This is a genomic window from Janthinobacterium glycogeni, assembly GCF_051380725.1.
Classification (GTDB): Bacteria; Pseudomonadota; Gammaproteobacteria; order Burkholderiales; family Burkholderiaceae_D; genus Janthinobacterium.
In genome coordinates, this window is sequence record NZ_JBNYXP010000003.1 from 249,634 (window position 1) to 275,699 (window position 26,066).

The 26,066-nt window shown below is 62.8% G+C and carries 22 protein-coding genes; 9 read left to right on the forward strand and 13 right to left on the reverse strand.

The genetic code is table 11. The features are described 5' to 3' along the window. The first annotated feature begins 38 nt into the window (after positions 1–38). Complete coding sequence (locus tag ACQ4W4_RS09515) at positions 39–3,239, forward strand: PAS domain-containing protein (protein WP_436541765.1); 3,201 nt, start codon at positions 39–41, stop codon at positions 3,237–3,239. Here ACQ4W4_RS09515 and ACQ4W4_RS09520 read toward each other — a convergent pair. From ACQ4W4_RS09520 to ACQ4W4_RS09535, 4 genes are read right to left on the reverse strand one after another with little or no spacing between them, the layout of a single operon-like run. Further along, positions 3,233–6,115, reverse strand: coding sequence for a hybrid sensor histidine kinase/response regulator (locus tag ACQ4W4_RS09520; RefSeq protein WP_436541766.1), 2,883 nt, complete (start codon positions 6,113–6,115; stop codon positions 3,233–3,235). The two genes, ACQ4W4_RS09515 and ACQ4W4_RS09520, sit on opposite strands and share 7 nt — an antisense overlap. A 7-nt stretch (positions 6,116–6,122) precedes the next feature. After that, positions 6,123–7,313: a hybrid sensor histidine kinase/response regulator gene (locus ACQ4W4_RS09525; protein ID WP_436541767.1), complete on the reverse strand. Its 1,191-nt coding sequence runs from the start codon at positions 7,311–7,313 to the stop codon at positions 6,123–6,125. Beyond that, the gene (locus tag ACQ4W4_RS09530) at positions 7,303–8,184 is read right to left on the reverse strand and encodes a CheR family methyltransferase (protein ID WP_436541768.1); all 882 of its coding nucleotides are present in this window, start codon (positions 8,182–8,184) and stop codon (positions 7,303–7,305) included. Before ACQ4W4_RS09530 ends, ACQ4W4_RS09525 begins: the two co-directional genes overlap by 11 nt. Positions 8,185–8,212: 28 nt before the next feature. Beyond that, positions 8,213–11,695: a response regulator gene (locus ACQ4W4_RS09535; protein WP_436541769.1), complete on the reverse strand. Its 3,483-nt coding sequence runs from the start codon at positions 11,693–11,695 to the stop codon at positions 8,213–8,215. Positions 11,696–11,977: 282 nt separating this feature from the next. Here ACQ4W4_RS09535 and ACQ4W4_RS09540 point away from each other — a divergent pair, with 282 nt between their 5' ends. Beyond that, positions 11,978–12,430, forward strand: a complete 453-nt coding sequence (locus ACQ4W4_RS09540) for an Hsp20/alpha crystallin family protein (protein WP_436541770.1) — start codon at positions 11,978–11,980, stop codon at positions 12,428–12,430. Positions 12,431–12,532: 102 nt separating this feature from the next. On the opposite strand, the gene ACQ4W4_RS09545 is transcribed toward ACQ4W4_RS09540, so the two are convergent. Beyond that, the gene (locus tag ACQ4W4_RS09545; protein ID WP_436541771.1) at positions 12,533–13,879 is read right to left on the reverse strand and encodes an MFS transporter; all 1,347 of its coding nucleotides are present in this window, start codon (positions 13,877–13,879) and stop codon (positions 12,533–12,535) included. A gap of 217 nt (positions 13,880–14,096) precedes the next feature. On the opposite strand from ACQ4W4_RS09545, the gene cyoA reads away from it, so the two are divergent. The 7 genes from cyoA to ACQ4W4_RS09580 all read left to right on the forward strand — a co-directional run bounded on the left by cyoA (position 14,097) and on the right by ACQ4W4_RS09580 (position 20,880). Next, positions 14,097–15,080 (forward strand): ubiquinol oxidase subunit II, encoded by a 984-nt coding sequence (gene cyoA, locus ACQ4W4_RS09550; RefSeq protein ID WP_175444764.1) that lies wholly within the window; start codon positions 14,097–14,099, stop codon positions 15,078–15,080. 84 nt (positions 15,081–15,164) lie between these two features. Beyond that, positions 15,165–17,168, forward strand: coding sequence for a cytochrome o ubiquinol oxidase subunit I (gene cyoB / locus ACQ4W4_RS09555; protein WP_436541772.1), 2,004 nt, complete (start codon positions 15,165–15,167; stop codon positions 17,166–17,168). Further along, positions 17,161–17,799, forward strand: coding sequence for a cytochrome o ubiquinol oxidase subunit III (gene cyoC, locus ACQ4W4_RS09560; RefSeq protein ID WP_086144570.1), 639 nt, complete (start codon positions 17,161–17,163; stop codon positions 17,797–17,799). Before cyoB ends, cyoC begins: the two co-directional genes overlap by 8 nt. Further along, positions 17,796–18,182, forward strand: a complete 387-nt coding sequence (cyoD, locus tag ACQ4W4_RS09565) for a cytochrome o ubiquinol oxidase subunit IV (protein ID WP_436541773.1) — start codon at positions 17,796–17,798, stop codon at positions 18,180–18,182. The genes cyoC and cyoD overlap by 4 nt, the downstream gene beginning before the upstream one ends. Beyond that, on the forward strand, positions 18,179–19,021 hold the full coding sequence (locus ACQ4W4_RS09570; RefSeq protein ID WP_436541774.1) for an SURF1 family protein: 843 nt from the start codon (positions 18,179–18,181) through the stop codon (positions 19,019–19,021). Before cyoD ends, ACQ4W4_RS09570 begins: the two co-directional genes overlap by 4 nt. Continuing rightward, positions 19,005–20,354 (forward strand): ATP-binding protein, encoded by a 1,350-nt coding sequence (locus ACQ4W4_RS09575; protein ID WP_436541775.1) that lies wholly within the window; start codon positions 19,005–19,007, stop codon positions 20,352–20,354. The genes ACQ4W4_RS09570 and ACQ4W4_RS09575 overlap by 17 nt, the downstream gene beginning before the upstream one ends. Continuing rightward, a complete protein-coding gene (locus tag ACQ4W4_RS09580; protein WP_034788474.1) occupies positions 20,344–20,880 on the forward strand; it encodes a response regulator transcription factor in 537 nt (178 codons plus the stop codon). Before ACQ4W4_RS09575 ends, ACQ4W4_RS09580 begins: the two co-directional genes overlap by 11 nt. 13 nt (positions 20,881–20,893) lie before the next feature. Here the strand turns inward: ACQ4W4_RS09580 and ACQ4W4_RS09585 are convergent, their stop codons facing one another. The 8 genes from ACQ4W4_RS09585 to ACQ4W4_RS09620 form a co-directional block, all read right to left on the reverse strand. Next, entirely contained in the window at positions 20,894–21,550 is a 657-nt protein-coding gene (locus ACQ4W4_RS09585; protein WP_436541776.1) for a hypothetical protein, read from the reverse strand. A gap of 286 nt (positions 21,551–21,836) precedes the next feature. Then, entirely contained in the window at positions 21,837–22,235 is a 399-nt protein-coding gene (locus tag ACQ4W4_RS09590; RefSeq protein ID WP_436541777.1) for a hypothetical protein, read from the reverse strand. Continuing rightward, positions 22,228–22,740 (reverse strand): GNAT family N-acetyltransferase, encoded by a 513-nt coding sequence (locus ACQ4W4_RS09595; RefSeq protein ID WP_436542015.1) that lies wholly within the window; start codon positions 22,738–22,740, stop codon positions 22,228–22,230. Before ACQ4W4_RS09595 ends, ACQ4W4_RS09590 begins: the two co-directional genes overlap by 8 nt. A 23-nt stretch (positions 22,741–22,763) precedes the next feature. After that, positions 22,764–23,114 carry a hypothetical protein gene (locus ACQ4W4_RS09600; protein ID WP_436541778.1) on the reverse strand — a complete coding sequence of 117 codons (351 nt, stop codon included), beginning with the start codon at positions 23,112–23,114 and terminating at the stop codon, positions 22,764–22,766. Positions 23,115–23,353: 239 nt separating this feature from the next. After that, a complete protein-coding gene (locus ACQ4W4_RS09605; protein WP_436541779.1) occupies positions 23,354–23,995 on the reverse strand; it encodes a putative DNA-mimic protein in 642 nt (213 codons plus the stop codon). A 54-nt stretch (positions 23,996–24,049) separates the two neighbouring features. After that, positions 24,050–24,415, reverse strand: coding sequence for a hypothetical protein (locus tag ACQ4W4_RS09610; RefSeq protein WP_436541780.1), 366 nt, complete (start codon positions 24,413–24,415; stop codon positions 24,050–24,052). A gap of 25 nt (positions 24,416–24,440) precedes the next feature. Then, the gene (phnE, locus tag ACQ4W4_RS09615; protein WP_436541781.1) at positions 24,441–25,250 is read right to left on the reverse strand and encodes a phosphonate ABC transporter, permease protein PhnE; all 810 of its coding nucleotides are present in this window, start codon (positions 25,248–25,250) and stop codon (positions 24,441–24,443) included. Then, the gene (locus tag ACQ4W4_RS09620; protein ID WP_436542016.1) at positions 25,247–26,059 is read right to left on the reverse strand and encodes a PhnE/PtxC family ABC transporter permease; all 813 of its coding nucleotides are present in this window, start codon (positions 26,057–26,059) and stop codon (positions 25,247–25,249) included. The genes phnE and ACQ4W4_RS09620 overlap by 4 nt, the downstream gene beginning before the upstream one ends. Between the last annotated feature and the right edge of the window lie 7 nt (positions 26,060–26,066).

The window sequence follows — 26,066 nt, forward strand, 5'->3', positions numbered from 1 at the left end:
GGTATATTTCGGGCATCTGTTTTCCCCTGATCGACACGGTGCACGCAAACAACATTCTTTCCTTGCTGGACGCCGAACATAGTGCGCTGGGCAGCATCGCGGCAGGCGCCGACCTGGCCCATGCATTGGAGCATTTGTTGCTGGCGCTGCAAGACCTGGCCGAGGGTGGCGCGCATGCCTGCCTCGTGCTCATCGACGAGGCCGACCGCTTCTGCGGCTTGTCCGCGCCCAGCCTGCCGCAAGACCTGTGCCTGGCCCTGCGCCACGGCGGCGAACAGCCTTCCCCATTCGGCACGGCGGCCTTTTCCGGCGCGCCCGTGTATTGCGGCGACATCACGCGCGACGTGAACTGGAGCGCGGGACGCAAGGAAGCCATGCTGCACGGCTACCGCGCCTGCTGGGTCGCCCCCGTCTTTGGCGCGAAGGGGCATATCCTGGGCGTGCTGGGCCTGTTTTTCCCGGCGACATGCCATCCCACGCAACCGGAAATCGAACTGCTGGCGCTGGCCGCCCGCGTAGCCGCGCATGTCATCGAGCGGGGCCAGCTGGAGCAGGCGCTGCACGACAGCCGCGAACATTTTCATTACGCCATCGAACTCAACACGCAAGTGCTGTGGACGGCCGATGTGGACGGCAAGCTCGATTATGTGGCGCAGCGCTGGCGCGACTGGACGGGCGGCAGCGGCCTGGGCGCCAGCTGGCTGGACGCCATCCATCCCGAGGACGTGCCCCGTACACTGGCGGCGTGGAGCGAAGCGGTGGGCAGCGGCCAGCCCCTGGACCAGGAAATGCGCGTGCGCCGGCAGGATGGCCAGTACCGCTGGGTGCATTCGCGCGCGTATTGCCGGCGAGACGAGCGCGGCCAAGCCGTGAAATGGTATGGCTCGTGCGACGATATCGACGAACACTGGCAGGCGCGCAACGCCTTGCTCGACAGCGAGGCGCAGTTCCGTTCGCTTGCCTCGACCATGCCCAACCAAGCCTGGCTGGCGCATGGCAGCGGCGCCACCTACTGGGTCAACGAACAGGTGTGCGAATACACAGGGCAATCGATGAAGTCGCTCGTATCGAGCGGCTTTCGCCACTGCGTGCATCCGGACGACGTGCAGATCACGCAGAAGAGCTGGGACCGGGCCGTCGCCACCGCCAGCGCCTATGAACAGGAGTTCCGCATGCGCCGCGCCAGCGACGGCGCCTACCGCTGGTTCCTGGCGCGCGCCTTGCCCCTGTTCGACGAGGCGGGCAAGGTGCTGCGCTGGGTGGGCACGAATACGGACGTGCAGGAACAGAAGAACGTGCTGGAAAAGATGGCCTATCTGAATTCCTCGCTGGAAGTGGAAATGGCGAACCGTACGGCAGACCGCGACCGCATGTGGCGGCTGTCCACCGACATCATGCTGGTGGCGGACCTGTCCGGCATGATCATTGCCGTCAACCCCGCATGGAGCAAGATCCTCGAGCGGCCGGAAGTCGAATCGCTGGGCATGGATTTCATCAGCCTCGTGCATCCCGACGACCGCATGGCGGCCCTGCAGGACTTGTCGCGCCTGGCCCACGGCGCGCCCACCTTGCGCATGGAAAACCGCTACCGGCGCCGCGATGGCGGCTACCGCTGGATTTCCTGGACGGCCGTGCCGGCGCAAAAACTGATCCACGCCATCGGCCGCGACGTCACCGATGAAAAAGAGGCGCGGCTGGCGCTGGTGCGCAGCGAGCAAGCCTTGTTGCAGGCGCAAAAGCTGGAATCGATCGGCAAGCTGACGGGCGGCGTGGCCCACGATTTCAATAACGTGCTGCAAATTATCTCCGGTAATTTGCAGTTGCTGAAGCTGACCGTGGCCGACAATCCGCAGGCGGCCAGGCGCCTCGATTCGGCTGCCTCGGCCGTCGAGCGGGGCGCCAAGCTGTCGTCGCAACTGCTGGCCTTTGCGCGGCGCCAGCCGTTGAAACCGCTGGTGACGGACCTGGGGCGCTTGCTGCGCCGCATGCACGAGCTGATCCGCCGCGCCCTGGGCGAGGCGATTACCGAGGAAACCTTCATCAGCGAAGGCTTGTGGCATACCCTGGTCGACCCGAACCAGATGGAAAACGTGTTGCTGAACATGGCCATCAATGCGCGCGACGCGATGGACAAGGGCGGACGCCTCACTTTTACCTTGAGCAACGTCACGCTCGACGCCGACTATGCCGGCCTGCATGCCGACGTGCTGGAGGGGCAATACGTGCTGCTGACCATCACCGACACGGGCCATGGCATGGAGCGCGACGTGATCGACCAGATATTCGAGCCCTTCTTCACCACCAAGCGCGAAGGCGAGGGCACGGGGCTGGGCCTGTCCATGGCTTACGGCTTCATCCGTCAGAGCGCGGGCCACATCAAGGTGCACAGCGCGCCGGGCGCCGGCACGACGTTCAAGATATATTTGCCGCGCTCGCTGGAAAAGCTGGCCGAGCCGCCGACCAGCCTGACGGGCCCCGTGCTGGGCGGCAGCGAGACCATCCTCGTGGTGGAAGACGACGCGCCCGTGCAGCACACGGTGGTCGACATGCTGCGCGGCCTTGGCTACGACGTGCTGCATGCGGACGACGGCGCCTCGGCGCTGGCCCTGCTGAGCACGGGCGTGGCCATCGACCTGCTGTTTACGGACGTCGTCATGCCCGGTCCCGTCAGCAGCAAGGAACTGGCGCAGCAGGCGAGATTGCTGCTGCCGGACCTGGCCGTGCTGTTTACCTCGGGCTACACGCACAACGCCATCATGCGCGGCGGGCGGCTGGACGCGGGTGTTGAGCTGTTGAGCAAGCCCTACCAGCGCGAAGACCTGGCGCGGCGCATCCGCCATGTGCTGGCGGACCGCCGCCTGGTGGGCGCGCCCGATCCGTCGGGGCGGCGCATTTTGCTGGTCGAAGACAATGACGATGCGCGCGAAATGACCACCGAGATGCTCAATATGCTGGGGCACACCGTGCACGGCGTGGCCAGCGCGGAAGCGGCCATGCCGCTGTTGGCCCTGCCGGGCCTGGACGTGCTGGTGACGGACATCAGCCTGCCCACCATGTCCGGCCTGGAACTGGCGCGCCATGCGCGCACGCACTGGCCGCAGCTCGATGTGGTGTTTGCTTCCGGGCACGACTGGGGCGCCAGCCTGATGCAGGACGCCAGCGCGCGCTTCCTGCGCAAGCCGTTTGGCCTGGAAGAGCTGGCCAGCGCACTGAAGGCGCGCCGGCTCGACGTCTACTGACCTGGCGGCAGCAAGGCACGCTGCAATTGCTTGACGGTAAATGGTTTCACCAGGAAGCGCGCCTGCGGGTCGAGCACGCCGGAATTGGCCGGCGCATGGCCGGTGGAAAACACCACTTCCAGTTGAGGCTGCTCACGGGCCGCGACCTCGGCCAGCTCGGCGCCCGACATCTGCGGCAGACTGATATCGGTCAGCAGCAGGTCCAGTCCGGGCGTGCCCAGCAGGGGCAGGGCTTCCTCGGCCGTGCCCACGGCCAGCACCGTGTGACCGAGCATGGCCAGCAGTTCGCTGGTCATCGCGCGCGCGTCCGCATTGTCTTCCACCAACAGGATATGCCTTCCCTGCGGCAGCGTCGGCGCAGTCTGCGGCGCCAGCTGCGCGCGGTACCGGTGCAGGGCCGTCACGTGGCGGCCATTGGCCAGCAAGTGGCGGATGCGCCGCGCCAGGTCTTCGCGCCGGTACGGTTTGCTCAACAGCTCGACGCCCGGTTCCAGCCGGCCGCCCTGCATGATGGCGTCCTGCGTGTAGCCCGAGGTAAACAATACTGTCAGATGGGGCAGCAGTACGCGGGCCTGGCGCGCCAGTTCCGTGCTGGCCACCTTGCCCGGCATCACCACATCCGTAAACAGCAGGTCGATGGGGACGCCGCTGCCGACGATGGCCAGCGCGCTTTCGCCATCGCTGGCGCGCAGCACGCCATAGCCAAGGCCGCGCAGCATGTCCACCACGGTCGTCTGCACCTGCACGTCGTCTTCCACGACGAGAATGGTTTCCTTGCCGCCCAACACGGGGCCGTCCAGTTGCAGCGGCAGTTCCGTTTCCGCTTCTAGCGAGCGCGGCAGGTAGATGCGGAAAGTACTGCCATGGCCGGGCAGGCTGTCCACCGTCAGGTGGCCGCCGCTCTGGCGCAGGAAGCCGTACGCCATGGACAGGCCCAGGCCCGTGCCTTCGCCTTTGGTCGTGAAGAACGGCTCGAAAATCTTGTCCAGCAGCTCGGCGGGAATACCCGTGCCCGTGTCCGACACGGCCAGCTGCACGTAGTCGCCTGGCGCCACGTCCGCATGGCGGGCCGCGTAGTCGCTGCCCAGCACGCTGTTACTGAGCTCGATGGTCAGCTGGCCCTGGCCAGCCATGGCGTCGCGCGCATTGATGGCCAGGTTGAGGATGACGTTTTCCAGCTGGTGCGGGTCGACCAGCGCGCGCCAGCAGTCGTCGGCCAGCAGCAAGCGTGTTTCGATGGTTTCGCCCGTGGCGCGGCGCAGCAGCTCCTCCGTCGAGCGCAGCAGTTGCGCCAGGTCCGTCACCAGCGGCTTCAACGGCTGACGCCGCGCAAAGGCCAGCAGCTGGGCCGACAGCTTGGCGCCCCGTTCCACGGCGGCCGAGGCGCTGGCGATGCGCTTGGCGGCCAGCGGGTCGTCGTCCAGGGTCAGCTGCAGCAGCTGCAGGTTGCCCGAGATAATTTGCAGCACGTTATTGAAATCATGGGCCACACCGCCCGTCAGCTTGCCCAGCGCTTCGAGCTTTTGCGATTGCAGCAGGGCCATTTCGCTGTGGCGCAACGATTCCTGCATGCTGAGCAAGGTGCTTTGCGCTTCCTTTTCCACCGTGACGTGGCGTCCGGTGGCGAAAATCAGGTCGCCTTCGGGCGCCGCCACCCACGACAGCCAGCGGTGGCCGCCATCGCGGTGCCGGTAGCGGTTTTCAAAGCTGGGCATGGCTTCGTGCGTCACTTGCGCCAGCGCCTGGCGCGTGGCGGCGGCATCCTCGGGCAGCACGAAGTCGAACAGGCTGCGGCCCAGCATTTCCTCGGGCAGCCAGCCCAGGATGGCGCCGGCGGCCGGGTTGACGGCGGTAAAGCAGCCATCGGCATCGATGGCCACCATCAGGTCTTGCGCGCTGCGCCACAGCCGCTCGCGCGCGCTGTTGCGGGCGGCCAGTTCGGCTTCGAGCTTCTTTTCCACCGTGATGTCGCGCGCGCTGCAATACACCTTTTCGCCCTCGGGCACGGCCACCCACGACAGCCAGTGCCAGCCGCCCAGCTTGTGGCGGTAACGGTTTTCGAAGCGCAGCGCCGGCTGGCCCTGGTTGGCCGCGTCCCAGGCCGCAAGGGTGCGCGGCAAGTCGTCCGGGTGGACCAGTTCCAGGAACTTTGTCGTGCGGATTTCCTCCGCCGTCCATCCCAGGGTGGCTTGCCAGGCAGGGTTCGAGTGCTCGAAATAGCCGTCGAGGTTGAGCACGCCCAGCAAGTCGGGACTGACGTTCCAGGTGCGGCCGAACTCGCGCGTGCGCTCGGCCACCTGTGTTTCCATGGTGGCGCTGAGGGCGCGCAGGCGCGATTCCGCCCGGGCCCGCAAAATGGTCGACCAGACCCGTTCCGATACTTGCACAGCCAGTTCGATCTCGTCCGCATGCCACAGGCGCGCCGCGCTGCTGTGCACGACGAACAGGGCCGCCAGCCGGCCTTCCTTGGCGATGGGAATGTTCAGGAAGGCGCGGATGCCCAGGCGCGCGAACGTGGCCAGCGCGGCAGGCATGGCCGTGCGCGGGTCGTTGGCCACGTCGCTGACGGCGAGCGCCTGCCCGGCGGCCAGCGCATCGGCCAGGCCTGCCGCGTAATCGCCGAGGAAATATTCGCCGGCGGCGCCCGGCGCCAGGCCGTCGCTCCACGCATGCTGCAGGGTAGGGCATTGCAGGCTCTGGTCGATATCGAAACAGGCTACCTGCTGCACGCCCAGGCGCTGTCCCAGCAGCTGCGCCGACAGGGACAGGATCTCGCCCGTATCCTGCAGCAGCCGCAGCCGGCGTTCCAGTTGCAGCAGGAAGGCAACGCCGCTGGCGCCGGCCTGGCTGCGGGAGGCGGGTGTGGTGATGGTCATGGGGGCCTCAGCTGCCGGCCAGCGGCAGGGTGACGCTGAACAGGGCGCCATTGCCGGGCTGGCTTTGCAGGGTGATGGCGCCGCCATGCGCGTCCACCAGCTGCTTGGTGATGAACAGGCCCAGGCCCAGGCCGCCCGTGCGGTCCTGGTGCATGACGCGTTCGAAGGCGTCGAAGATGCGCTCCTGGTCGCGCGCGTTGATGCCGATGCCATGGTCGCGCACTTCGATGACGGCGCTGTTCTGCGTGTGCGCCAGACTGATTTCCACGGGCTGGCCCTGGCCGTAACGCACGGCATTGCTGATCAGGTTGACAACGATTTGCTCGACGCGGAAGGCATCCCAGTAACCCTGGATGGGCTCGAAGGCCATCACTTCCAGCACGCTGCCGGCCGCGGCCGCATACGGCGACAGGTCGTCGGCCACCCGACGCACCAGGCTGGTGAGGTCGACCGATTCGCGGCGGATCGACAGCTTGCCGCTGGTGATGCGCGACACGTCGAGCATGTCGTCAATCAGGCGCACCATGCTGCGGATCTGCCGCCCGTCGCGCGCCACCATCTTGCCCAGCTTTTCCGGTTCGAAAGCGGCCAGGTTGCCCCGCTCGAGGTTGACGGTGCGCATCTGCGTTTCCAGGAACAGCGTGTTCAGCGGCGTGCGCAGCTCGTGCGCCACCATGGACATGAATTCGTCGCGCAGGCGTAGCGAGCGCTGCAGTTCCGCCTGGGTGGCGCGCAATTCTTTCAGCAATGCTTCCTGCTGCTGGCGGCTGTGCTCGAGCGCCTGCACCTGGCGCCGCGTTTCGCTGCGCTGCTGGTGCAGGGCAACAAAAACGTTGACCTTGCTTTGCACGGCATTGATGTCGAGCGGCTTGTGCAGGAAGTCGACGGCGCCGCTTTCATAACCCTGGAAGGCGAAATTCATTTCCTTGCCGGCCGCCGTGACGAAGACGATGGGGATGTGGCGCGTCTTTTCCGTGCCGCGCATCAGTTGCGCCAGCTCAAAGCCATCCATTTCCGGCATTTGCACGTCGAGGATGGCCAGCGCGAAATCGTGTTCGAGCAGCAAGGCCAGCGCTTCTTCACCGGACGATGCCTGGTAGACGCTGCGGTCGCTCTCGCGGATCAGCGCATTGAGCGCGCGCAAGTTTTCCGGCAAGTCGTCGACGATCAGCAGTTTGGTGCTTGTTTCATTCATCATGTTTCATTCCTGGCATGTTCCGCCCAGCGTAATGGGAAGCGGCGTGCGACGGCGCACGCTTGCGGTAGAGCTTTTCGGGACCCGGCAATGGCTCGAAGTCGGCGGCAAAGCGCGTGAAATGCGTGCTTTCCTTGCTGCCCAGGCCCAGGAAGCCCCGGTGGCACAGCGAATCGTGGAACAGGCCCAGGGCCCGTTCCTGCAAGGTTTTATTGAAGTAAATCAGTACGTTACGGCACAAAATCAATTGCGTTTCAATAAAGACGCTGTCCGTGGACAGGCTGTGGTCGGCAAGATTGATACTGTCGAGCAGACGCTGCTGGAAACGCGCCGTGGCGTGCTCGACCGTGTAGTAGTCGGCCAGCCGGCCCAGGCCGCCCGCGGCCAGGTAGTTGTCGCCATAGTCGGCCATGCGGTGCAGCGGATACGCGCCGCGCGCGGCCGTGGCCAGCGCTAGCGGATTGATGTCGGTGGCGTAGATCGTGCTGCGCTCGAGCAAGCCTTCCTCGTGCAGCACGATGGCCAGCGACAGCGCCTCTTCGCCCGTGCAGCAGCCGGCCACCCAGATGGTCGGCGACGGGTAGGTTTTCAGCACGGGCACCACGTGTTCGCGCAAGGCGCGGAAAAATGCCGGGTCGCGGAACATTTGCGTGACGGGCACGGTCAAAATCTGCAGCAGCTTGCCAAAGGCGGCGGCATCGTCCAGCACCAGCTGCTGCAAGGCGGATAGGTCGGCGCAATGCAGGCGTTCGAGCGCCTGATGCAGGCGGCGCCGCTGCGAGGGTAAAGAGTAGTCGCGAAAGTCGTAGCTGTAACGCTGATAGATCGCTTCCATCAGCGCGTGCAGTTGCTCGTCCGTGTAGCGCGGGGACATCAACGGCTTTCCATCGAGTGGCGTGGCATCAGATGCGTTCCATCTTCGGCATCCACACGCGCAGCAGCGAATACAAACGGTCCAGGTCGATCGGCTTGGCCAGGTAATCGGACGCGCCCGCCTGCAGGCATTCTTCCTGGTCATTCTTCATGGCCTTGGCCGTAATCGCGATGATGGGCAGCTTGTTGTAACGGCCATCGGCGCGGATCAGGCGCGTCGCTTCCAGCCCATCCATGCCGGGCATCATGACGTCCATCAACACCAGGTCGATATCGTCTACGCTGTTGAGCTTGCTGATGGCTTCGAAGCCGTTGCGGCCGATTTCCACCACCACGCCTTTTTGTTCCAGCGCATTCGTCAGGGCAAAGATATTGCGCACGTCGTCGTCCACCAGCAAAATCTTGCGTCCTTCAAACACGCGCTCGCGGCTGCGCACCTGCTGCAGCATGCCCTGGCGCTCGCTCGACAGTTCGGACTCCACCTTGTGCAGGAAGAGGGTCACTTCGTCGAGCAGGCGCTCGGGCGAGCGCGCGCCCTTGATGATGATCGAGCGCGAATATTTCATTAAATCCGCTTCTTCCTCGCGGCTCAGATTGCGGCCCGTGTAGACGATGACGGGCGGGAACGAGCACAGCTCCTCGTGTTCCATGCGTTCGAGCAATTCGTTGCCCTGGATGTCGGGCAGCTTCAGGTCGATGATCATGCAGTCGAAAATCTGCGTCTTCAGCAATTCCAGCGCCTGCTCGCCCAGCGCCACGGCCGTGATCTCCACGTCGTCGTCGCTGATCAGGTGGACCACGCTTTCGCGCTGGCGTTCGTCGTCCTCGACCAGCAGGATGCGCTTCATCTGCTGCGTGAATTTCGATTCGAGCTTGCGGAACACTTCCTTCAGCTGCTCGCGCGTGCGCGGCTTGGTGGCGTAGCCGATGGCGCCCAGCTGCATGGCTTCCTGGATCTGGTCGTTGCCGGAGACGATGTGCACGGGAATATGGCGCGTCCGCGGGTTTTCCTTCAATTGCTGCAAGACCAGCAAGCCCGGGCGGTCCGGCAAGCCCATGTCGAGCAGGATGGCGTCGGGCAGGAATTCTTCCGCCAGGCGCAAGCCTTCGTCGGCGCCGTGCGCCACCAGGCAGCGGTATTGCATTTCGTGCGCGAGGTCGAACAGAATGCCGGCAAACGACGGTTCATCCTCGATCACCAGCACGGAACGCTGGCCCGTCTTGGCCGGGGGTACGCTATCGCGGTCATCCTGGAACGTGGGCAGCGGCACGGGTTTGGCGGCCGGCGCCGCCTTCGGTGCGGCGGCTGCGGTTTTTGCGGGCGCTTGCGGCGCCGCGTGGGGCGCTGCCGCCGCTTCCGCGACCCGTTCCGGCATGACGGCCGGCAGCACCAGTGTAAACGTGCTGCCCTGGCCCGGCGTGCTGGCCAGCTCGATGCCGCCGCCCAGCAAGGCGGCCAGGTCGCGCGAAATCGACAAGCCCAGGCCCGTGCCGCCGTAGCGGCGGCTGGTGGTGCCGTCGGCCTGGTGGAAGGCGTCGAAAATCTTGTGCTGCTGGTCGTCGGCGATGCCGATGCCGGTATCCTGCACCTGGAAGCGCACCTGGCCCGCCGCATCGGCGCTCACGTGCAGCGACACCGTGCCCGCATCGGTAAACTTGATGGCGTTCGACAGCAGGTTTTTCAGGATCTGCTCCAGGCGCTGGCGGTCGCTGACGAAGGAGGGCGGCGTGTCCGGCGCCACCTTGACGTCAAACACCAGTTTCTTTTGCTGCGCCTGGGCGCCGAACAGCATCCTCATGCTGCTGAGCAGTTCGTCGAAAGGCACGGCGTCCGGCGTCAATTCCAGCTTGCCCGCCTCGACCTTGGAAATGTCGAGGATGTCGTTGATGAGGGTCAGCAGGTCGTTGCCGGCCGAATAAATGGTTTGCGCAAACGTCACTTGTTCCGGTGTCAGGTTGCCGCCGCTGTTGTCCGACAGCAGCTTCGACAGGATGAGCGAGCTGTTCAGCGGCGTGCGCAGCTCATGCGACATGTTCGCCAGGAATTCGGATTTGTAGCGGCTGGCCCGCTGCAGTTCTTCGGCCCGCGCTTCCAGCTGGGCGTGCGCCTGGACGATCGCCATGTTCTTCTGGTCCAGCGACAGCGCCTGCACGGCCAGCTGCTCGTTCGACTGTTCCAGCGCCGCCTTTTGCTCTTCCAGGTGGGCTTGCGACTGTTCCAGCACGCGCGATTGCTCGCCCAGCTCTTCATTGGCCGTGCGCAGTTCTTCCTGCTGCACTTCCAGCTCTTCATTCAATTGCTGCGTTTCTTCCAGCACATTTTGCAGGCGCTGGCGGTACAGGGCCGCTTCCAGCGAAGTGCCGATATTGGCGCCAATCAGGTTCAGCCATTCCTTGGCGCGGGCGCTGACGGGATGCGTAAAGCCCAGTTCGATGACGCCGTTGACGAGGCCTTCATTGTTGACGGGCACCAAAACCAGTTCCAACGGTGCGCCGCTGCCCAGGCTCGACGTCACGGTCAGGTAATTCTCGGGCACTTGCTGCACGTGCTTGAGGCGCTTTTCGCGCGCCGTCTCGCCCACCAGGCCTTCGCCCAGCTTGAACACCTGTTTTTCCTTCACGCCCTGTTCGTTGAAACCGTACACGGCCGTGCGGCGCAGGCTGCCATCCTCGTCGACGACGTACAGGGTGGCGACGGCTACGTCGAGGCGGTGCGCCAGGAAGTCCAGCACGTGACGTCCCAGTTGCGGCAGGCCCAGCTGGCCGCTCGTGTGGGCCGCCAGTTCCGTCTGTCCCGTGCGCAACCACGCTTGCTCCTGCAACACGTCGTTATCCTTGCCGCGCTGCTCGAGCGCATCGTTATAGATATCGGACAGGCGCAGCAGTTCGCGCCGTCCCAGATAGGCGAGCAAGCCGGACATGCCCAGGCTGAGGATCAGGAACACCACCACGGCCAGCATGGTGCGGCCCTCGGCCGAGTCTGCCCGCTCCTGGCGCAAGCGCTGTTCCATGGACAGGAAGGTGAGGAATTCGCGTCGGATTTCGTCAAATTCCAGCTTGCCTTCGCCTTGACGCACGCGCGCGAGGAATTCCTGGTTGTTGCGGCGCTGGGCGATCACGGCTTCCGCGTACTCCATCCACTGGCCTTGCAGCGCGCGGATGCGGCGCAGCCGGTCGACCTGGATGGAGCTGTCGGATACGAGCTCGAGCAGGGTGCTCATTTCCACGGCGATCTTGGCCTTGCCCGATTTATACGGCGCCAAAAACGTTTCATCGCCCGTCAGCAGGTAGCCGCGCATGCCTGTTTCCAGGTCGACGGACAGCTTCATGACCTCGTTGGCGTTGCCGATCACCCGTTCGGAATGCTCGACCGAGCGCAGGGCCGAGAGCAGGTAGGCGATCAGGCCGACAAAGACGAGGGCCGTGACGACCCCGATAACCAGCGGCAAGGTGACGTTGCGGGCGAGGATGCGGCGAAAGCTGAAGGAGTCGATCGGGGTCTTGGTATTCATCATGTCCGTGGTAGGCTGTCGCGAAAAAGTCAATTTTAATTGAAATGCAAGGTTTCTGGTGGTCAAGCCTAGCGTGCGCTAGCATAACAGTCTTGCGGCCAATTGCCGACTCGCAAGCCCGTGCAAAGCGCGGTAGCGCACAGATGAAAGTAGAAGGAAAATCAAGCCGGCCGCGATTGAGGCAGATCAAAGAGACTAGCGCTTTGCATCCTAAGATGCAGGAGGTGGCGGCGTCCCCGCGGATGACCGCCGTGTGCACACCAGCCCATGCAGGAGGACATCATGGCTAATCAATTGATGCGTCGCGATCCGCAAAACCCACTGGCACGTTTTGACCCGTTCAGCGACATGGAAGATTTCATGCATGACTTTTTCGCGCCCGCCTTGCGCTTGCGCGATGCGGGTTCGTCACGCATGCGTGTCGATATTTCCGAAACCGAGCAAGCCTATCAGGTGCAGGCAGACATTCCAGGCGTTAACAAGGACGATATCAAGGTCTCCATCGACGGGAACCGCGTCTCCATCAGTGCCGAGCTCAAGGATGAAAGAGTGACGCGCGACGGCGGCGGCAAGACCGTGCGCAGCGAACGCGAATACGGCCAGCAATACCGCAGCTTCGTGCTGCCGCACGAGGTGGACGAGGCCGGCGCGCAGGCGCGTTATGAAAATGGCGTGCTGTTGCTGGACTTGCCGAAGAAGGAAGGCACGGGCGGGCGGCAGCTGGCGATACAGTAAGCCGGGCCAAGGTGCGGACATGAAAAAACGCCGGATGGTGCCGGCGTTTCTTGGGGTGTTCTGGGTGGCAGCGCGCTGGCACCCAGATTGCATCTATATATGTCAGTCGCGGATTTCCAGCGCCCGGTTCAGGCTCAGCGCGGCCAGCGAGGCGACGGCGCCCGACAGCAGGTAGAAGCTGACATAGGCGAGGCCGAAGTTGGCCGACAGGCCCAGCGCCACCAGCGGGGCGAAACCGGCGCCGACCAGCCAGGCCAGGTCGGACGTCAGGGCCGCACCCGTGTAGCGGAAGCGGGCAGGGAAGTTGGCCGTCACGGCGCCGGCAGCCTGGCCGTAGGACAGGCCCAGCAGGCTGAAGCCCACGAGGATGAACACGTCCTGGCCAGTATTGCCGCCGCCCATCAAGGTCGGCACGAAGGCGCTGAAGATGGCGATCATCACGGCCAGCACGCCCAGGGTGGTGCGGCGACCCACTTTATCGGCCAGCAAGCCGGAAATCACCACGCCGATGGCGGCCAGCACGGCGCCGACCATCTGGATTTGCAGGAAGTCCGGAGCCGAACGCGTCTGGTAGACGGAAATCCACGACAGCGGGAACACGGTGACCAGGTGGAACAGGGCGTAGCTGGCCAGCGCGGCGAGGGCGCCGATCAGCACATTGCGGCCCTGGCCGCGGCTCATTTCAAACACGCTCACGGGCTGCAGCTCGCGTTCGTCGAGCAGGCGCGCATATTCATTCGTCGACACCAGGCGCAAACGGGCAAACAGGGCCACGACGTTGATGGCGAAGGCCACGTAGAACGGATAGCGCCAGCCCCAGTCGAGGAAGTCTTCATCCGTCAGGTTGGTCAGCATGAACCAGAACAGGCCGGCGGCGATCAGGAAACCGGCGGGCGCGCCCAGCTGGCCCAGCATGGCGTACCAGCCGCGCTTGTTTTCCGGCGCGTTCAATGCCAGCAGCGAAGGCAAGCCATCCCACGAACCGCCCAGGGCCACGCCCTGGCCGATGCGCAGCACGGACAGCCAGATGATGGCGGCAAAGCCCAGGTGGGAGTAGGTCGGCAGGAAGGCGATGCCGGCTGTCGACACGCCCAAGAGGAAGAGGGCGAACGTCAGCTTGGCGCTGCGTCCCATGCGGCGCTGGATCTCCATGAAGATCACGGTGCCGAACGGACGGGCGATGAAGGCGAACGAGAAAATCAGGAACGCATATAAAGTACCTTCCAGGCGTTCTTCAAACGGGAAGAAGACGCGCGGAAACACCAGCACCGAGGCGATGGCGTAGACAAAGAAGTCAAAGTATTCGGAAGCGCGGCCGATGATCACGCCGACGGCGATCTCACCGGGGTCGATATGCGATTCGACCGTGCCGGCCCCGCGTGCGTCGCGCAGGGAGTGGGGGGAAAAGTCGGCGGGTACATCGCCGTTGTGTGTGCGCGTGCTGGACATGATGATCGTCTCCAATATCGTTTCGAGTTCGGCCAACGCGTAACTTACCCCGGGTGTCTCACGCCCGGAGCAGGACTATTCATTAGATAGTTGTAGGAAAAGTCCTCGTCTACCAAGTGAAAGTCCGAGCAAGGGGTAGGACAAAACGTCCAATTGCCAGTGCGCTCCAGTGAGAATACAGTACCATATCTTCATCCCCTGTACTGGACTTTCCTGTATGTTTTCATTAAAAGTTCGTCGCGGACTGCTTCTTTTACCTCTCGCATTGTTGGCTGGTTGCAATACGGTGGTACTGAATCCGTCTGGTGACATCGCAGTTCAGCAAGGCAATCTGATTGTCATCTCGACATTGCTGATGCTGTTGATTATCGTTCCGGTAATCGCCCTGACCCTGCTGTTCGCATGGCGCTATAGAAAAAACAACACCGCGGCCAAATACGAGCCGGACTGGGACCACTCGACTCGCCTCGAGCTGATTATCTGGGGCGCGCCCCTGTTGATCATCATCGTGCTGGGCCTGCTGACCTGGATCAGCACCCACACCCTCGATCCATACCGCCCATTGAGCCGTATCGACGCCAACCGTCCCATTCCCGCCAGCCACAAGCCGATGATCGTCGAAGTCGTGGCCATGGACTGGAAATGGCTGTTCATCTACCCGGAGCAAGGCATCGCTTCCGTGAATGAACTGTACGCGCCCGTCGATCGTCCGATCCGCTTCAAGATCACCGCGTCGTCCGTCATGAACTCGTTCTTCATCCCCGCACTGGCAGGTCAGATCTACGCCATGCCGGGCATGGAAACGCAGTTGAACGCCGTCATCAACAAGCCGGGCGTCTATAAAGGTTTCTCCGCGAACTACAGCGGTGCCGGTTTCTCGGGCATGCGCTTCAAGTTCCACGGCGTCAACGATGCGGACTTCGACAAATGGGTGGAATCGGCACGTGCCGGTGGCGGCGCGCTGAACCGCGACGACTACCTGTCGCTGGCCCAGCCTAGCGAACGCGACCCGGTACGCCGCTACAGCGCCGTGCCTAACGATCTGTACAAGGCAATTCTGAACCGCACCATCGTTTCCGACGCCCTGTGCGTGACGCCGGTCGAGCCATACAAATTGACGATGGCAAAAAGCCCGGTAGCGGCCGTAACGGCAGTAGTCGCTAGCGATGCAGTGGTTGAAAAGGGCGTTCAAGCCAAGTAACGACTGCATGAATCCCGCAGCGCATTGCGCTGCAGATACTGGCGCCGCTTGCCTGGCGCCTCCCTTTTTTCTCTGAGAGTAACAATGCTAGACCATATTGATCTGACGAAGCTTATATTCGGCCGTCTGACTTGGGATGCAATTCCATTTCACGAACCTATCCTGCTGGCGACCTTTGCAATGGTCGCCCTGGGCGGTATCGCACTCGTTGCGGCACTGACGTATTTCCGCGTCTGGGGTACCCTGTGGCGCGACTGGATCACCAGTATCGACCATAAAAAAATCGGTATCATGTACATGATCCTGGGCTTGGTCATGCTGCTGCGCGGCTTTGCCGACGCGCTCATGATGCGTACCCAGCAGGCGATCGCCTTTGGCGACAATGCCGGCTTCCTGCCGCCGCATCACTACGACCAGATCTTCACCGCCCACGGCGTGATCATGATCTTCTTCGTCGCGATGCCTTTCGTGACGGGTCTGATGAACTACGTGGTGCCGCTGCAAATCGGCGCGCGCGACGTGGCTTTCCCTTTCCTGAACAACTTCAGCTTCTGGATGACCACCATGGGCGCCGTCCTGGTGATGGCTTCGCTGTTCGTCGGCGAATTCGCCCGCACGGGCTGGCTGGCGTATCCACCGCTGTCGGGCATCGTCGGCAGTCCGGACGTGGGGGTAGACTATTACATCTGGTCCTTGCAGATTGCCGGGGTCGGGACGCTATTGTCCGGTGTCAACCTGATCGCCACCATCGTCAAGATGCGCGCGCCAGGCATGACCTGGATGAAAATGCCAGTCTTCACCTGGACCGCATTGTGCACCAACATCCTGATCGTCGCCGCCTTCCCGGTGCTGACGGCTGTATTGGCCATGCTGTCGCTGGATCGCGTTGCCGGCTTTAACTTCTTCACGACGGAACTGGGCGGCAACGCCATGATGTACGTCAACCTGATCTGGATCTGGGGTCACCCAGAGGTGTACATCCTGATCCTGCCGCTGTTCGGCGTGTTCTCGGAAGTCGTCGCCACGTTCAGCAGCAAGCGCCTGTTCGGCTACGCCTCGATGGTGTACGCCACCTGCGTCATCATGATCCTGTCCTACCTGGTATGGCTGCATCACTTCTTCACCATGGGTTCGGGCGCCAGCGTCAACTCCTTCTTCGGCATCACGACGATGATCATTTCGATCCCGACGGGCGCGAAGATCTTCAACTGGCTGTTTACCATGTACCGCGGCCGTATCCGCTTCGAACTGCCGATGCTGTGGACGATCGGCTTCATGGTCACCTTCACCATCGGCGGCATGACCGGCGTATTGCTGGCCGTACCACCAGCGGACTTCGTATTGCACAACAGCCTGTTCCTGATCGCCCACTTCCATAACGTGATTATCGGCGGCGTGGTCTTCGGTGTATTCGCTGCGATCAACTACTGGTACCCGAAAGCCTTCGGCTACAAGCTCGACGCGTTCTGGGGCAAGTGCTCGTTCTGGTTCTGGTTCGTCGGCTTCTACCTGGCCTTCATGCCGCTGTACGTGCTGGGCCTGATGGGTGTGACCCGTCGTGTCAACCACTTTGAAGATCCATCGCTGCAAATCTGGACCATCATCGCCTGGTTTGGCGCCGTCTCGATCGCGCTGGGCATCGGCTCGCTGCTGATGCAGTTCTATGTCAGTTTCCGCAACCGTCACGCCCTGCGCGACGTCACCGGCGACCCATGGGGCGGCCGTACGCTGGAATGGTCGACGTCGTCGCCACCGCCAGACTATAATTTCGCCTTCGCGCCGCAAGTGCACGAACTCGATGCATGGACCGACATGAAGAAACACGGTTACCAGCGTCCGACGTCCGGTTTCACGAAGATCCACATGCCGAAGAATACCTGGGCCGGTTTCGTGATCGCCGCACTGTCCGCACTGGTCGGTTTTGGCCTGATCTGGCAAATGTGGCTCGTAGCCGGCATTGGCTTTGCGGTCATGATGATTACGATCATCGTCCATACCTTTAACTACAAGCGCGATTACTACATTCCTGCGGAAGAAGTGGTCCGTACCGAAGACGCTTATACTAAATTGCTGAGCAGCCATGTCTGATACCATCGCCCATAACACCGGCGCCGCTGGCGCCGCACCAAGCACGCGCAGCTACTTTGTGCGCGAGCACCATCCGGAAAACGGCAGCTTGCTGGGTTTCTGGCTCTACCTGATGAGCGATTGCCTGATCTTCGCCTGTCTGTTCGCCACGTACGCCGTGGTCGGCCGCAGCTACGCGGACGGCCCGACGGGCGCCGCGCTGTTCGACCTGCCACTGGTGGCCGTCAACACGGCCATGCTGCTGCTGTCGTCGATCACCTACGGCTTCGCCATGCTGACCATGCAGCGCAAGCAATTGCGCAGCACCCTGGTCTGGCTGGGCATCACGGGCCTGTTCGGCCTGGCCTTCCTGTCGCTGGAAATGTATGAATTCATTCATCTGATCCACGAAGGCGCCGGTCCGCAGCGCAGCGCGTTCCTGTCGTCGTTCTTCGCCCTGGTCGGTACCCACGGCTTGCACGTGACGTTCGGCGTGATCTGGCTCGTGACTCTGATGTTCCAGTTGAACAAGCATGGCCTGACCCCGGAAAACGGCCGTCGCATGATGTGCCTGTCGCTGTTCTGGCACTTCCTGGACGTCATCTGGATCGGCGTCTTCACCTTTGTCTACCTGATGGGAGTGCTGCCATGAGCGACCACAACACACACGGCGATAGCCACCACCATGACCATCACGATCATGGCAGCCTGAAAAGCTACGCCATCGGCTTCATCCTGTCGGTGATCCTGACGGCCATTCCTTTCTGGCTGGTGATGACGAAAGCCATCACCAACTCGGGCACCATGGGCCTGGTCCTGCTGGCGTTCGCGGCTGTTCAAGTGGTCGTGCACATGGTGTACTTCCTGCACATGAACACCAAGTCCGAAGGCGGCTGGAACATGATGGCGCTGATCTTCACGATCATGATCGTGGGCATTGCCATGGCCGGTTCCCTGTGGGTCATGTACCACATGAACCACAACATGATGCCGGATCTGATGCCTGAGTACATGCATACGAAAACGGCTCCATGATGAGTCAACCGCGCCCAAGCAACACCGGGCGCGCCCCTGGCGCCGCATCGCAAGATGCCGCGCCAGGCCCACGCGGCATGGCTGTGCATTATTCAAAAATTGCACTGGCCTTGCTGGCGGGGATCTTGTTTGCCGGTTTCTGCGCCCTGGGAACCTGGCAAGTCAAGCGCCTGTTCTGGAAGCTTGACCTGATCGAGCGCGTCGAACAACGCGTACATGCACCCGCAACGGACGCACCTGGACCCGCAGCCTGGGCCAGCATTACGCCTCAAACGGATGAATACCGCCATGTGCGACTCTCCGGTACGTATCTCCCCATTTTCAATACCCTGGTGCAAGCAACGACGGCACTGGGCAGCGGCTATTGGCTGGTGACGCCTCTGCGCCTGGCCGATGGCAGCATCGTGCTCATCAACCGCGGCTTCGTGCCGAAACGCGCCAGCATCGCCGCCAGCACCCCGGCCGGCATCGTCGAGGTCGACGGCTTGCTGCGCATCAGCGAGACGGGCGGCGGTTTTCTGCGCGAAAACAGTCCTGCCACGCAGCACTGGTATTCGCGCGACGTGGCCGCCATCGCCGGCTCGCACATGCTGAGCAACGTGGCGCCATACTTCGTCGATGCGAAGGCAAAGTCGGAAACGGCCGTCGACGCTCCCGTGGGCGGCCTGACCGTGATCTCGTTCCATAACAACCACCTCGTGTATGCCTTGACGTGGTTCGCGCTGGCCTTGATGGTGGCCGGCATCACGTGGTGGATCGTGCGCGAGGGCAAGCGCCGCCGCGCGCGCCGCGCCGCCGGTCACAATACGCAAGAAAGCGACCATGCCGGGCAGGATTGAGATCCTGCCCAACCGCGAGGTGTTAGAACGCGGCGCCGTGGCGGCCGAGATGGAACATCCGGCCGGCCACCAGAACATGAAGCTGCTGATCCAGCTGCGCTGGCTGGCCGTGATCGGCCAGATCAGCACGATCTTCGGCGTCGGCGTGGGACTGGGCATCGCCTTGCCCGTGCCCTACATGCTCGAAGTGCTGTCCTGCCTCATCGCTTTTAACTTAGCCAGCCTGCTGCGCTGGCACGAACGCCAGCCCGTTTCCAACACGGCGCTGTTCCTCGCCTTGCTGGTCGACGTCACCGTGCTGACGGCCCAGCTATACCTGAGCGGCGGCATCAGCAACCCGTTCGCCTTCCTGTATCTGCTGCAAGTCATCCTCAGCGCCGTCCTGCTGGAAGTATGGTCGACGTGGATCATGGTGGCCATCACCAGCCTGTGCCTGGCCGGCCTGGCCGTGCTGCCCGGCCCCTTGATCCTGCCGATCGACCCCGAGCGCGGTTTTTCCAGCCTGTACGTGCAAGGCTTGCTGATATGTTTCATCCTGAACGCCGCCTTGCTGGTGGTGTTTATCACGCGCATCAACCGCAACCAGCGGGCCGGCGACGCCAAGGTGGCTGACTTGCGCCAGCGCGCGGCCGAAGAAGAGCACATCATCCGCATGGGCTTGCTGGCCTCGGGTGCCGCGCACGAGCTGGGCACGCCGCTGGCAACCCTGTCCGTCATCCTCGGCGACTGGCGCCGCATGCCGGAACTGAGCAAGAACAGCGAGATGCTGGAAGAAATCACGGAAATGCAGGCGCAATTGCAGCGCTGCAAGAGCATCGTCAGCGGCATCCTGCTGTCGGCGGGCGAGGCGCGCGGGGAATCTTCCGTGAAAACGACGATCAATACCTTCCTCAACGACCTGGTCGACGAGTGGCGCACGAGCCGTCCGATCCAGGATTTCGAGTACGATAACCGCATCGAGCACGATATTCCCGTCGTCTTCGATTCGACCCTGAAGCAAACCATCTGCAATGTGCTCGACAATGCGCTGGAAGCGTCGCCCGAATGGCTGCGCTTCGAGGCGACGCGCGAAGCGGACGCCCTGCACCTGGTTATCACCGATGCGGGGCCCGGCTTCGAGCCGTCGATGCTGACGCACCTGGGTAAACCATATCAAAGCAGCAAGGGCAAGCCCGGCGGCGGCCTCGGACTGTTCCTGGTGGTGAATGTCGCGCGTACCCTGGGCGGCACGGTGACGGCGCGCAACCGGGTGCAGGGCGGGGCGGTGGTGCACCTGGCCTTGCCGCTGGCGGCCATCAAACTGGAAAGAGAAAGCGACCACCATGCAGGATGACCGTCTGTTACTGATCGTGGAAGACGACGCCGCGTTTGCCCGCACCCTGGGCCGCTCGTTCGAACGGCGCGGCTACCAGGTCATCCTGGCCACCAATTTCGACGAGGCGAGCGCCCTGCTGGAGCAGCATTGTCCCGACTACGCCGTCGTCGATTTGAAGCTCAATGGCAATACCTCGGGCCTGGCCTGCGTGCAGATGCTGCACCAGCACGACCCGGAGATGCTGATCGTCGTGCTGACGGGCTACGCCAGCATCGGCACGGCCGTCGAAGCGATCAAGCTGGGCGCCTGCCAGTACCTGGCGAAGCCGTCGAACACGGACGACATCGAAGCGGCCTTCGGCCACGTGGCCGGCAACGCCGACATCGAACTGACCAACCGCGCCACCAACATCAAGACCCTGGAATGGGAACGCATCCACGAAATGCTGGCCGAGACGGATTTCAATATCTCGGAAACGGCGAGAAGGCTGGGCATGCACAGGCGCACCCTGGCGCGCAAACTGGAAAAGCAGCGGGTGAAATAGACGCCGCGACCAGCTAGTCGTCGGCGAAGGTCAGTTCGAGCACGCTGTCATCGCTCCAGTCCTGCTCCCGCAGCGGCGGCGTGAACGACGCGCCGTTGAAGGGCACGGGCGCGCTCTTGCCATTAAAACTGATTGTTGCCGCCGTGATGCGCCGCGCTTCGGCAAAGCTGTAGGTACCCTTTTGGGACACGAAATTGCACGGCCCGCCCAGCGCTCCCATCGCCGTGCGCATGGCGAAAGGCAAGGTTTCCTTGTCGATGGCCCAATGGACCTCGCACGCCAGCCGCAGGTCGCCCAGGCGGCGCAGCGTATCGCTGGTCGCCGCGCTCCTGACGTAGGGTATCCACCTGACCGAGCCCGCCTTGCGGTTCACGGTCAGCTCGGCCTTTTCATACAACGGCCCCTGCTCGACGGGCAGGGTGAAGATGTTCGTTTCCCCCAACGGAATCGCCATGCCCGCCTCGTCGCTTTCCAGCCTGAGCGTGATGGCGTGCATGTCGACATCGGCACGGCGCGGTTCCAGGATGAAGCGCAGCTGCGCGCCAGGCGCCAGCGCATGTTTTTCCTCGAAGCGTTTGACGCCCTTGAGCATGGCGCTGTAGGGCTTCCAGTCCGGATCGCGGATGCCTTTGATATTGACGGACGCCGCCTCCTGGCCCGCTTGCTCCATGGCTTGCACCGTATCTGCCCGGGCCTGTGCTGCGGCACCACCTAAACACAACAGAAGACCAGCTATTGCACGCATATTTATCCTGTTCATTTGAATCTCATGTCCTTGTTTCTCAAAGCCCACTTTGGCATGAGTGTAGAAAAAAACAGAAGTGCCAGGAGGTTTTTAAGACAGAGTGTCAATTGGGATGAATGGAATGCTGGAAACCGCTGCTTTTCCGCGGTGCGTGCTTTAAAACGCCAATCGAATTTCCGATTTGGCAATGTCGATTTGATATGTGCGATGATTACTGCAAGTGTGCGTAGCAGACGAAACGCCCGTTCAAGGCCAATCCAGTGCAGTTTTTAAACAAACACCATTCCTCAGAAAACCCGCCATGTGCAAGCACTTCCAGAAGAGCCTTCTGCGCCGCCACACCAGGCGACTTTCCAGTGAGCTTGCCCGCCACCTCTTTCATCGCAAACAACGGCCAGGTTGTCTGCTCGGGAGCGCATTCCACATACCATTTTTGCGAGCAAATTCTGCACTCGTAGTTTGAAATCTCATAATCGAGTGCTGGTGAAAGATCGTCGCTGTCCAGGCGCTGAAAATACGCTGAAAATTCTTTTGCACCTTTGTAATCAAAGGGCGTTTTCCAGTAATCGATATCCGCGATTGCCGATGGTAATTTCTTACAATTACACATGAAACGCCAAGCCTGGCTTTGATGTGGCTGCCAGCCACTCCATCTTCTGCACCCGGATATGCGGATGGCTTTCCAGCGCTTCCCATTCCGGCAAGAAGACAAAGCCCTGTTTCTGGTAAAACGCGGCCGCGCGGGTGTTCTCCGGCGCCACGTCGAGCACCAGGCGAGGATGGCCGTTGTCCATGGCGCACCGTTTGACGGCATCGACCAGTCCTTGCGCCACGGCCAGGCCCCGATAGTCGGACTGCACCCACATGGCGATCAGGTGGCACTCGCCATTGCCGGCCACCACCTGTGCGGCCAGGCCGATGGGCTGCTCTCCATCGAAGGCGAGGAAGAACGTGCGCTGCGGCGTGCTGATGGCGCGCTGCTGCCAGTCGGCATCGGAAAAAGCGGCCGCGCTGGTATGGCTGGCGCCGAAAGCCGTGGGGGCGTCGAGCAGGGCGGCCAGGCGCGCGGACTTCAGCGCCGGCCAGTCGGCGGCGCCGGTGGGGCGGATAATCATATTCTTCAAATCTGCGACATTCCTTAACTGGCGGGCGCGTCCGTGGACGACGAAATCTTTTTGTACGCTTCCGCCAGCATCGTGACGGTCGCTACGTCGTTCACGCTGTGCGCCTCGATGATGGTCTCGCCGGCTTGAATGGTGACATCGCCGTTCGCATAGCTGGCGGGAAAGCGCCGCTCGGTGATCTTGTTGGTCAGCACATTGCGCGAGTAGCGCAGCGCCACGAGCCGGTCGCCTTCCTGCTTGATGACGACATAGTTCGGGACGGTCGTGCGTTCCAGTTTCCACGTGCCGATAAAGTCTTCGACAGGGGCGGCGCCGGCATGCAGTGCGCAGCAGGCGGTGAGGGCGCCCAGGAGCAGTTTTTTCATGGTGTAGACAGCCTATGCAAGAGTGGCCTGCGGTGCAGGAAAATACGTCACATATGCTTGAATGGCGTGGCGCTTGTCCATGGGGCAGCGCCAGTCATTTAAGTATTTAGCAATATTAACAGGGTCGTCGACGTGTTTGCCGCCGTTCCCGCAATTTTGCTCAGGCCGTGTTGTATGTGCGCCCTGACAGTGCCAGTAGCGCCTTGGCCTGGGTTATGACCAGCGTGCCGGCAGCATGCTCAGTTGAAGACGATCGCCGTCTTGTGTTCGATGCTGAGCCGGCATGCCTCGTACGCGGCCAGCCAGGCGATCAGTTCGCGCTCGAGGCCGTCTTCGTCGTCGATGCGTGCATTGATGCGCGCAGCCTCTTCATCGCTCAGCTCGTCGCCGAGCAGGAAAATGCCCAGCGCGGGCGCCACCGTGACCAGTTCGGCGCGCAGGCTGTACGAGGAGCCGAGCATGCCGCCCAGCAGTGCATTTTCCTCATCGGCAAAAATGACTTCCTCGAAGACGAGGGGGAAGTAAAAGCCTTCGCAGTCGGAATGGCAGATCAGATGGCTGTCGAAGTCATCCTGCGCGGCTTCGAGCACTGGATCCTGCGTTGCATCCTCGCCTTCGGCCAGTGGCGTGGCACGCCATTGCGCATCCAGGCGCGCTTGGGCATAAGCGCGGCGCAGGGTGTGCAGGAAACCGTATGGGAAGGAATCGAGCATGGCGCGCGAATCCAGTTGCGGCAGCGCGGCCGGTTCGCTGTGCTGTGGCAGCCCCGCCTTTTGCAGCAGCAGGTTGGCTTCCTCAAAAGCGGTGACGAGCCACTGCGCGCCTTCCGGGTCTTCTTCCAGCAGGTCGGCTAGGGCGCCGACCGAAATTGCCAATCCCATGTATGAACTCCTCTAGTTGGGCATCAGTCTAAACCATTTGCCTCTGTTCATCATTTACGATTGGTCCCACACTTCAATCGTCAGCAGCTGCCCGGGCGCGCACGCGGCGATGCGCTCCGGATGCACGGTGATGCTGCCGGGCCAGCCCGTCAGCTTATCTTGCGGAAACTCGCCATCCTGCGCCTCGGCGATGCCCGCCAGCAGCAGGGGCGCGATGACGCCGGCCGGGGCCGTGTAGCGGTTGGGAAAGCCGTTGAACGTCAGCTGGGTCGCCTTGCCGTGCTCGCATAATTGCGCGATCCAGTCCGCGCCGAACAGGCCTGCCTCCCAGCTGGCGAGAAAAGCGTCCTTGTTGACTTTCGTCATATCGGCCAGTTGTTCCGGCGTTTCTGTCGAGATAATCGTCCACCAGCCTGACATGGGCATTCCTTGTGAAAAGTGACAATTAACGGGTCATGGCGCGGCGCAGCAGGTAGCTGAGGCCATCGACGGCGGCCACCATCAGCAGCATGGCGACGATGACGGTGGCGGCGCTCTGCATCTGGAACAGCGACAGATGATATTTCAGCATCTGCCCCAGGCCGCCCGCGCCGACCACGCCGAGAATGGCGGCGGCGCGGATATTGTTTTCCCAGCGGTACAGGGTGTAGGACATCATCTGCGGCCCGCATTGCGGCAAGGTGGCATATAAAAAGGCCACGGCGGGCCGAGCGCCGTTGATGCGCAACGTCGTCGCCGGCAAGGGCGGACAATTTTCAAACGCATCGGCAAACAGACGGCCCAGCACGCCCACCGTGTGCAGGGCCAGCGCCAGGGTGCCCGCGAACGGGCCCAGGCCGGCGGCGATCAGCAGGATCGAGGCCCATACCAGTTCGGGGATCGAGCGCAGCACATTCAACACGCCGCGCGTCGCGTTGCGCGCCAAGTGACCAAAACGGCCGCTGGCGGGCAGGGCCAGCAGCGCGCCCAGGACGGCCGCAATCACCGTGCCGATGGCCGACATGGCCAGGGTCTCGAACGTGGCGATGCCCACTTTCATCAGGAAGGGACTGGCCAGCTCCGGCGGGGCGAAGCCGTGCAGGAAGTCGGCGCTCGTGCGCACGGCGTCGGCACTTAAGAATTCTCCCCATTTCAGGGGCAGGGTGGCGAAGCTGGCGATGACCAGCAGCAATAAACCGCCCAGCAAGGCCCAAGTGGACCAGCGCACAGGCGCAGGAGGAGGCAATGCAGGCAGCATGGACGTGTCGCCCTTCATGCCAGCCTCCGGCGCAGCATGGCGGATACGGCGTCAGCGCCCGCCACCAGCAGCACGAACACCATCAGCATGGTGGCCAGTTCATTGCCTGCCATCATTTTCATCGATTCATCCATGCGCTGGCCCAGGCCGCCCGCGCCGACAAAACCCATGACGACGGAGCCGCGGATCGCGCATTCCCAGCGGTAAATCGTGTATGACACGAGTTCGGCGGCCGACTCTGGCAGGGCGCCGTACAGCAAGGCTTTCAAGCGGCCGCTGCCATTGTGCAGCAGCGCGTTGCAGGCGGCGGCGTCCGACGATTCGAGGATTTCCGCGTACACCTTGCCCAGCATGCCGCAATAGGTGAGGGCGATGGCGATCACGCCCGCCGTCGGTCCCAGGCCGACGATGCGGACCAATAACAAGGCCCAGACCAGTTCCGGCACGCTGCGCAGCAGTACCAGCAGCGCGCGCACGCCATGGCGCACGCTGGCGGCCAGCGGCGACACCTGGCCGGAACCGATGCGCGAGATCGACAAACGCTCCGTCACCAGCAAGGTCAAGGGAATGGCGCCCAGCATGGCCAGCGCCATGCCGGCCGTGGCCATGGCGATGGTTTCCCAGCTGGACACCGCCACCAGCTGCAAAAATTCCAGCGAGTGGGCGGGCGGCACGAAGCTGGCCAGGAATTGCCAGGTGGCCGCCAGGCTTTGCGCATCCCAGAGTATCCACGGCTTGAACTCGGCCTGCACCAGCATCGGCCACAGCACGAGCAGCACGATGGCCGCCCCGGTCAGGCGGCCGCGCCAGGCGGGGTCGCGCGGCATGGCGGCG

Coding starts and splice junctions, on each gene's coding strand:
- ACQ4W4_RS09520 (WP_436541766.1), bottom strand. CDS start 6,115: ATGACCATCACCACACCCGCCTCCCGCAGCCAGGCCGGCGCCAGCGGC.
- ACQ4W4_RS09525 (WP_436541767.1), bottom strand. CDS start 7,313: ATGATGAATGAAACAAGCACCAAACTGCTGATCGTCGACGACTTGCCG.
- ACQ4W4_RS09530 (WP_436541768.1), bottom strand. CDS start 8,184: ATGTCCCCGCGCTACACGGACGAGCAACTGCACGCGCTGATGGAAGCG.
- ACQ4W4_RS09535 (WP_436541769.1), bottom strand. CDS start 11,695: ATGAATACCAAGACCCCGATCGACTCCTTCAGCTTTCGCCGCATCCTC.
- ACQ4W4_RS09540 (WP_436541770.1), top strand. CDS start 11,978: ATGGCTAATCAATTGATGCGTCGCGATCCGCAAAACCCACTGGCACGT.
- ACQ4W4_RS09545 (WP_436541771.1), bottom strand. CDS start 13,879: ATGTCCAGCACGCGCACACACAACGGCGATGTACCCGCCGACTTTTCC.
- cyoA (WP_175444764.1), top strand. CDS start 14,097: ATGTTTTCATTAAAAGTTCGTCGCGGACTGCTTCTTTTACCTCTCGCA.
- cyoB (WP_436541772.1), top strand. CDS start 15,165: ATGCTAGACCATATTGATCTGACGAAGCTTATATTCGGCCGTCTGACT.
- cyoC (WP_086144570.1), top strand. CDS start 17,161: ATGTCTGATACCATCGCCCATAACACCGGCGCCGCTGGCGCCGCACCA.
- cyoD (WP_436541773.1), top strand. CDS start 17,796: ATGAGCGACCACAACACACACGGCGATAGCCACCACCATGACCATCAC.
- ACQ4W4_RS09570 (WP_436541774.1), top strand. CDS start 18,179: ATGATGAGTCAACCGCGCCCAAGCAACACCGGGCGCGCCCCTGGCGCC.
- ACQ4W4_RS09575 (WP_436541775.1), top strand. CDS start 19,005: ATGCCGGGCAGGATTGAGATCCTGCCCAACCGCGAGGTGTTAGAACGC.
- ACQ4W4_RS09580 (WP_034788474.1), top strand. CDS start 20,344: ATGCAGGATGACCGTCTGTTACTGATCGTGGAAGACGACGCCGCGTTT.
- ACQ4W4_RS09585 (WP_436541776.1), bottom strand. CDS start 21,550: ATGGAGCAAGCGGGCCAGGAGGCGGCGTCCGTCAATATCAAAGGCATC.
- ACQ4W4_RS09590 (WP_436541777.1), bottom strand. CDS start 22,235: ATGTGTAATTGTAAGAAATTACCATCGGCAATCGCGGATATCGATTAC.
- ACQ4W4_RS09595 (WP_436542015.1), bottom strand. CDS start 22,740: ATGATTATCCGCCCCACCGGCGCCGCCGACTGGCCGGCGCTGAAGTCC.
- ACQ4W4_RS09600 (WP_436541778.1), bottom strand. CDS start 23,114: ATGAAAAAACTGCTCCTGGGCGCCCTCACCGCCTGCTGCGCACTGCAT.
- ACQ4W4_RS09605 (WP_436541779.1), bottom strand. CDS start 23,995: ATGGGATTGGCAATTTCGGTCGGCGCCCTAGCCGACCTGCTGGAAGAA.
- ACQ4W4_RS09610 (WP_436541780.1), bottom strand. CDS start 24,415: ATGTCAGGCTGGTGGACGATTATCTCGACAGAAACGCCGGAACAACTG.
- phnE (WP_436541781.1), bottom strand. CDS start 25,250: ATGAAGGGCGACACGTCCATGCTGCCTGCATTGCCTCCTCCTGCGCCT.
- ACQ4W4_RS09620 (WP_436542016.1), bottom strand. CDS start 26,059: ATGCCGCGCGACCCCGCCTGGCGCGGCCGCCTGACCGGGGCGGCCATC.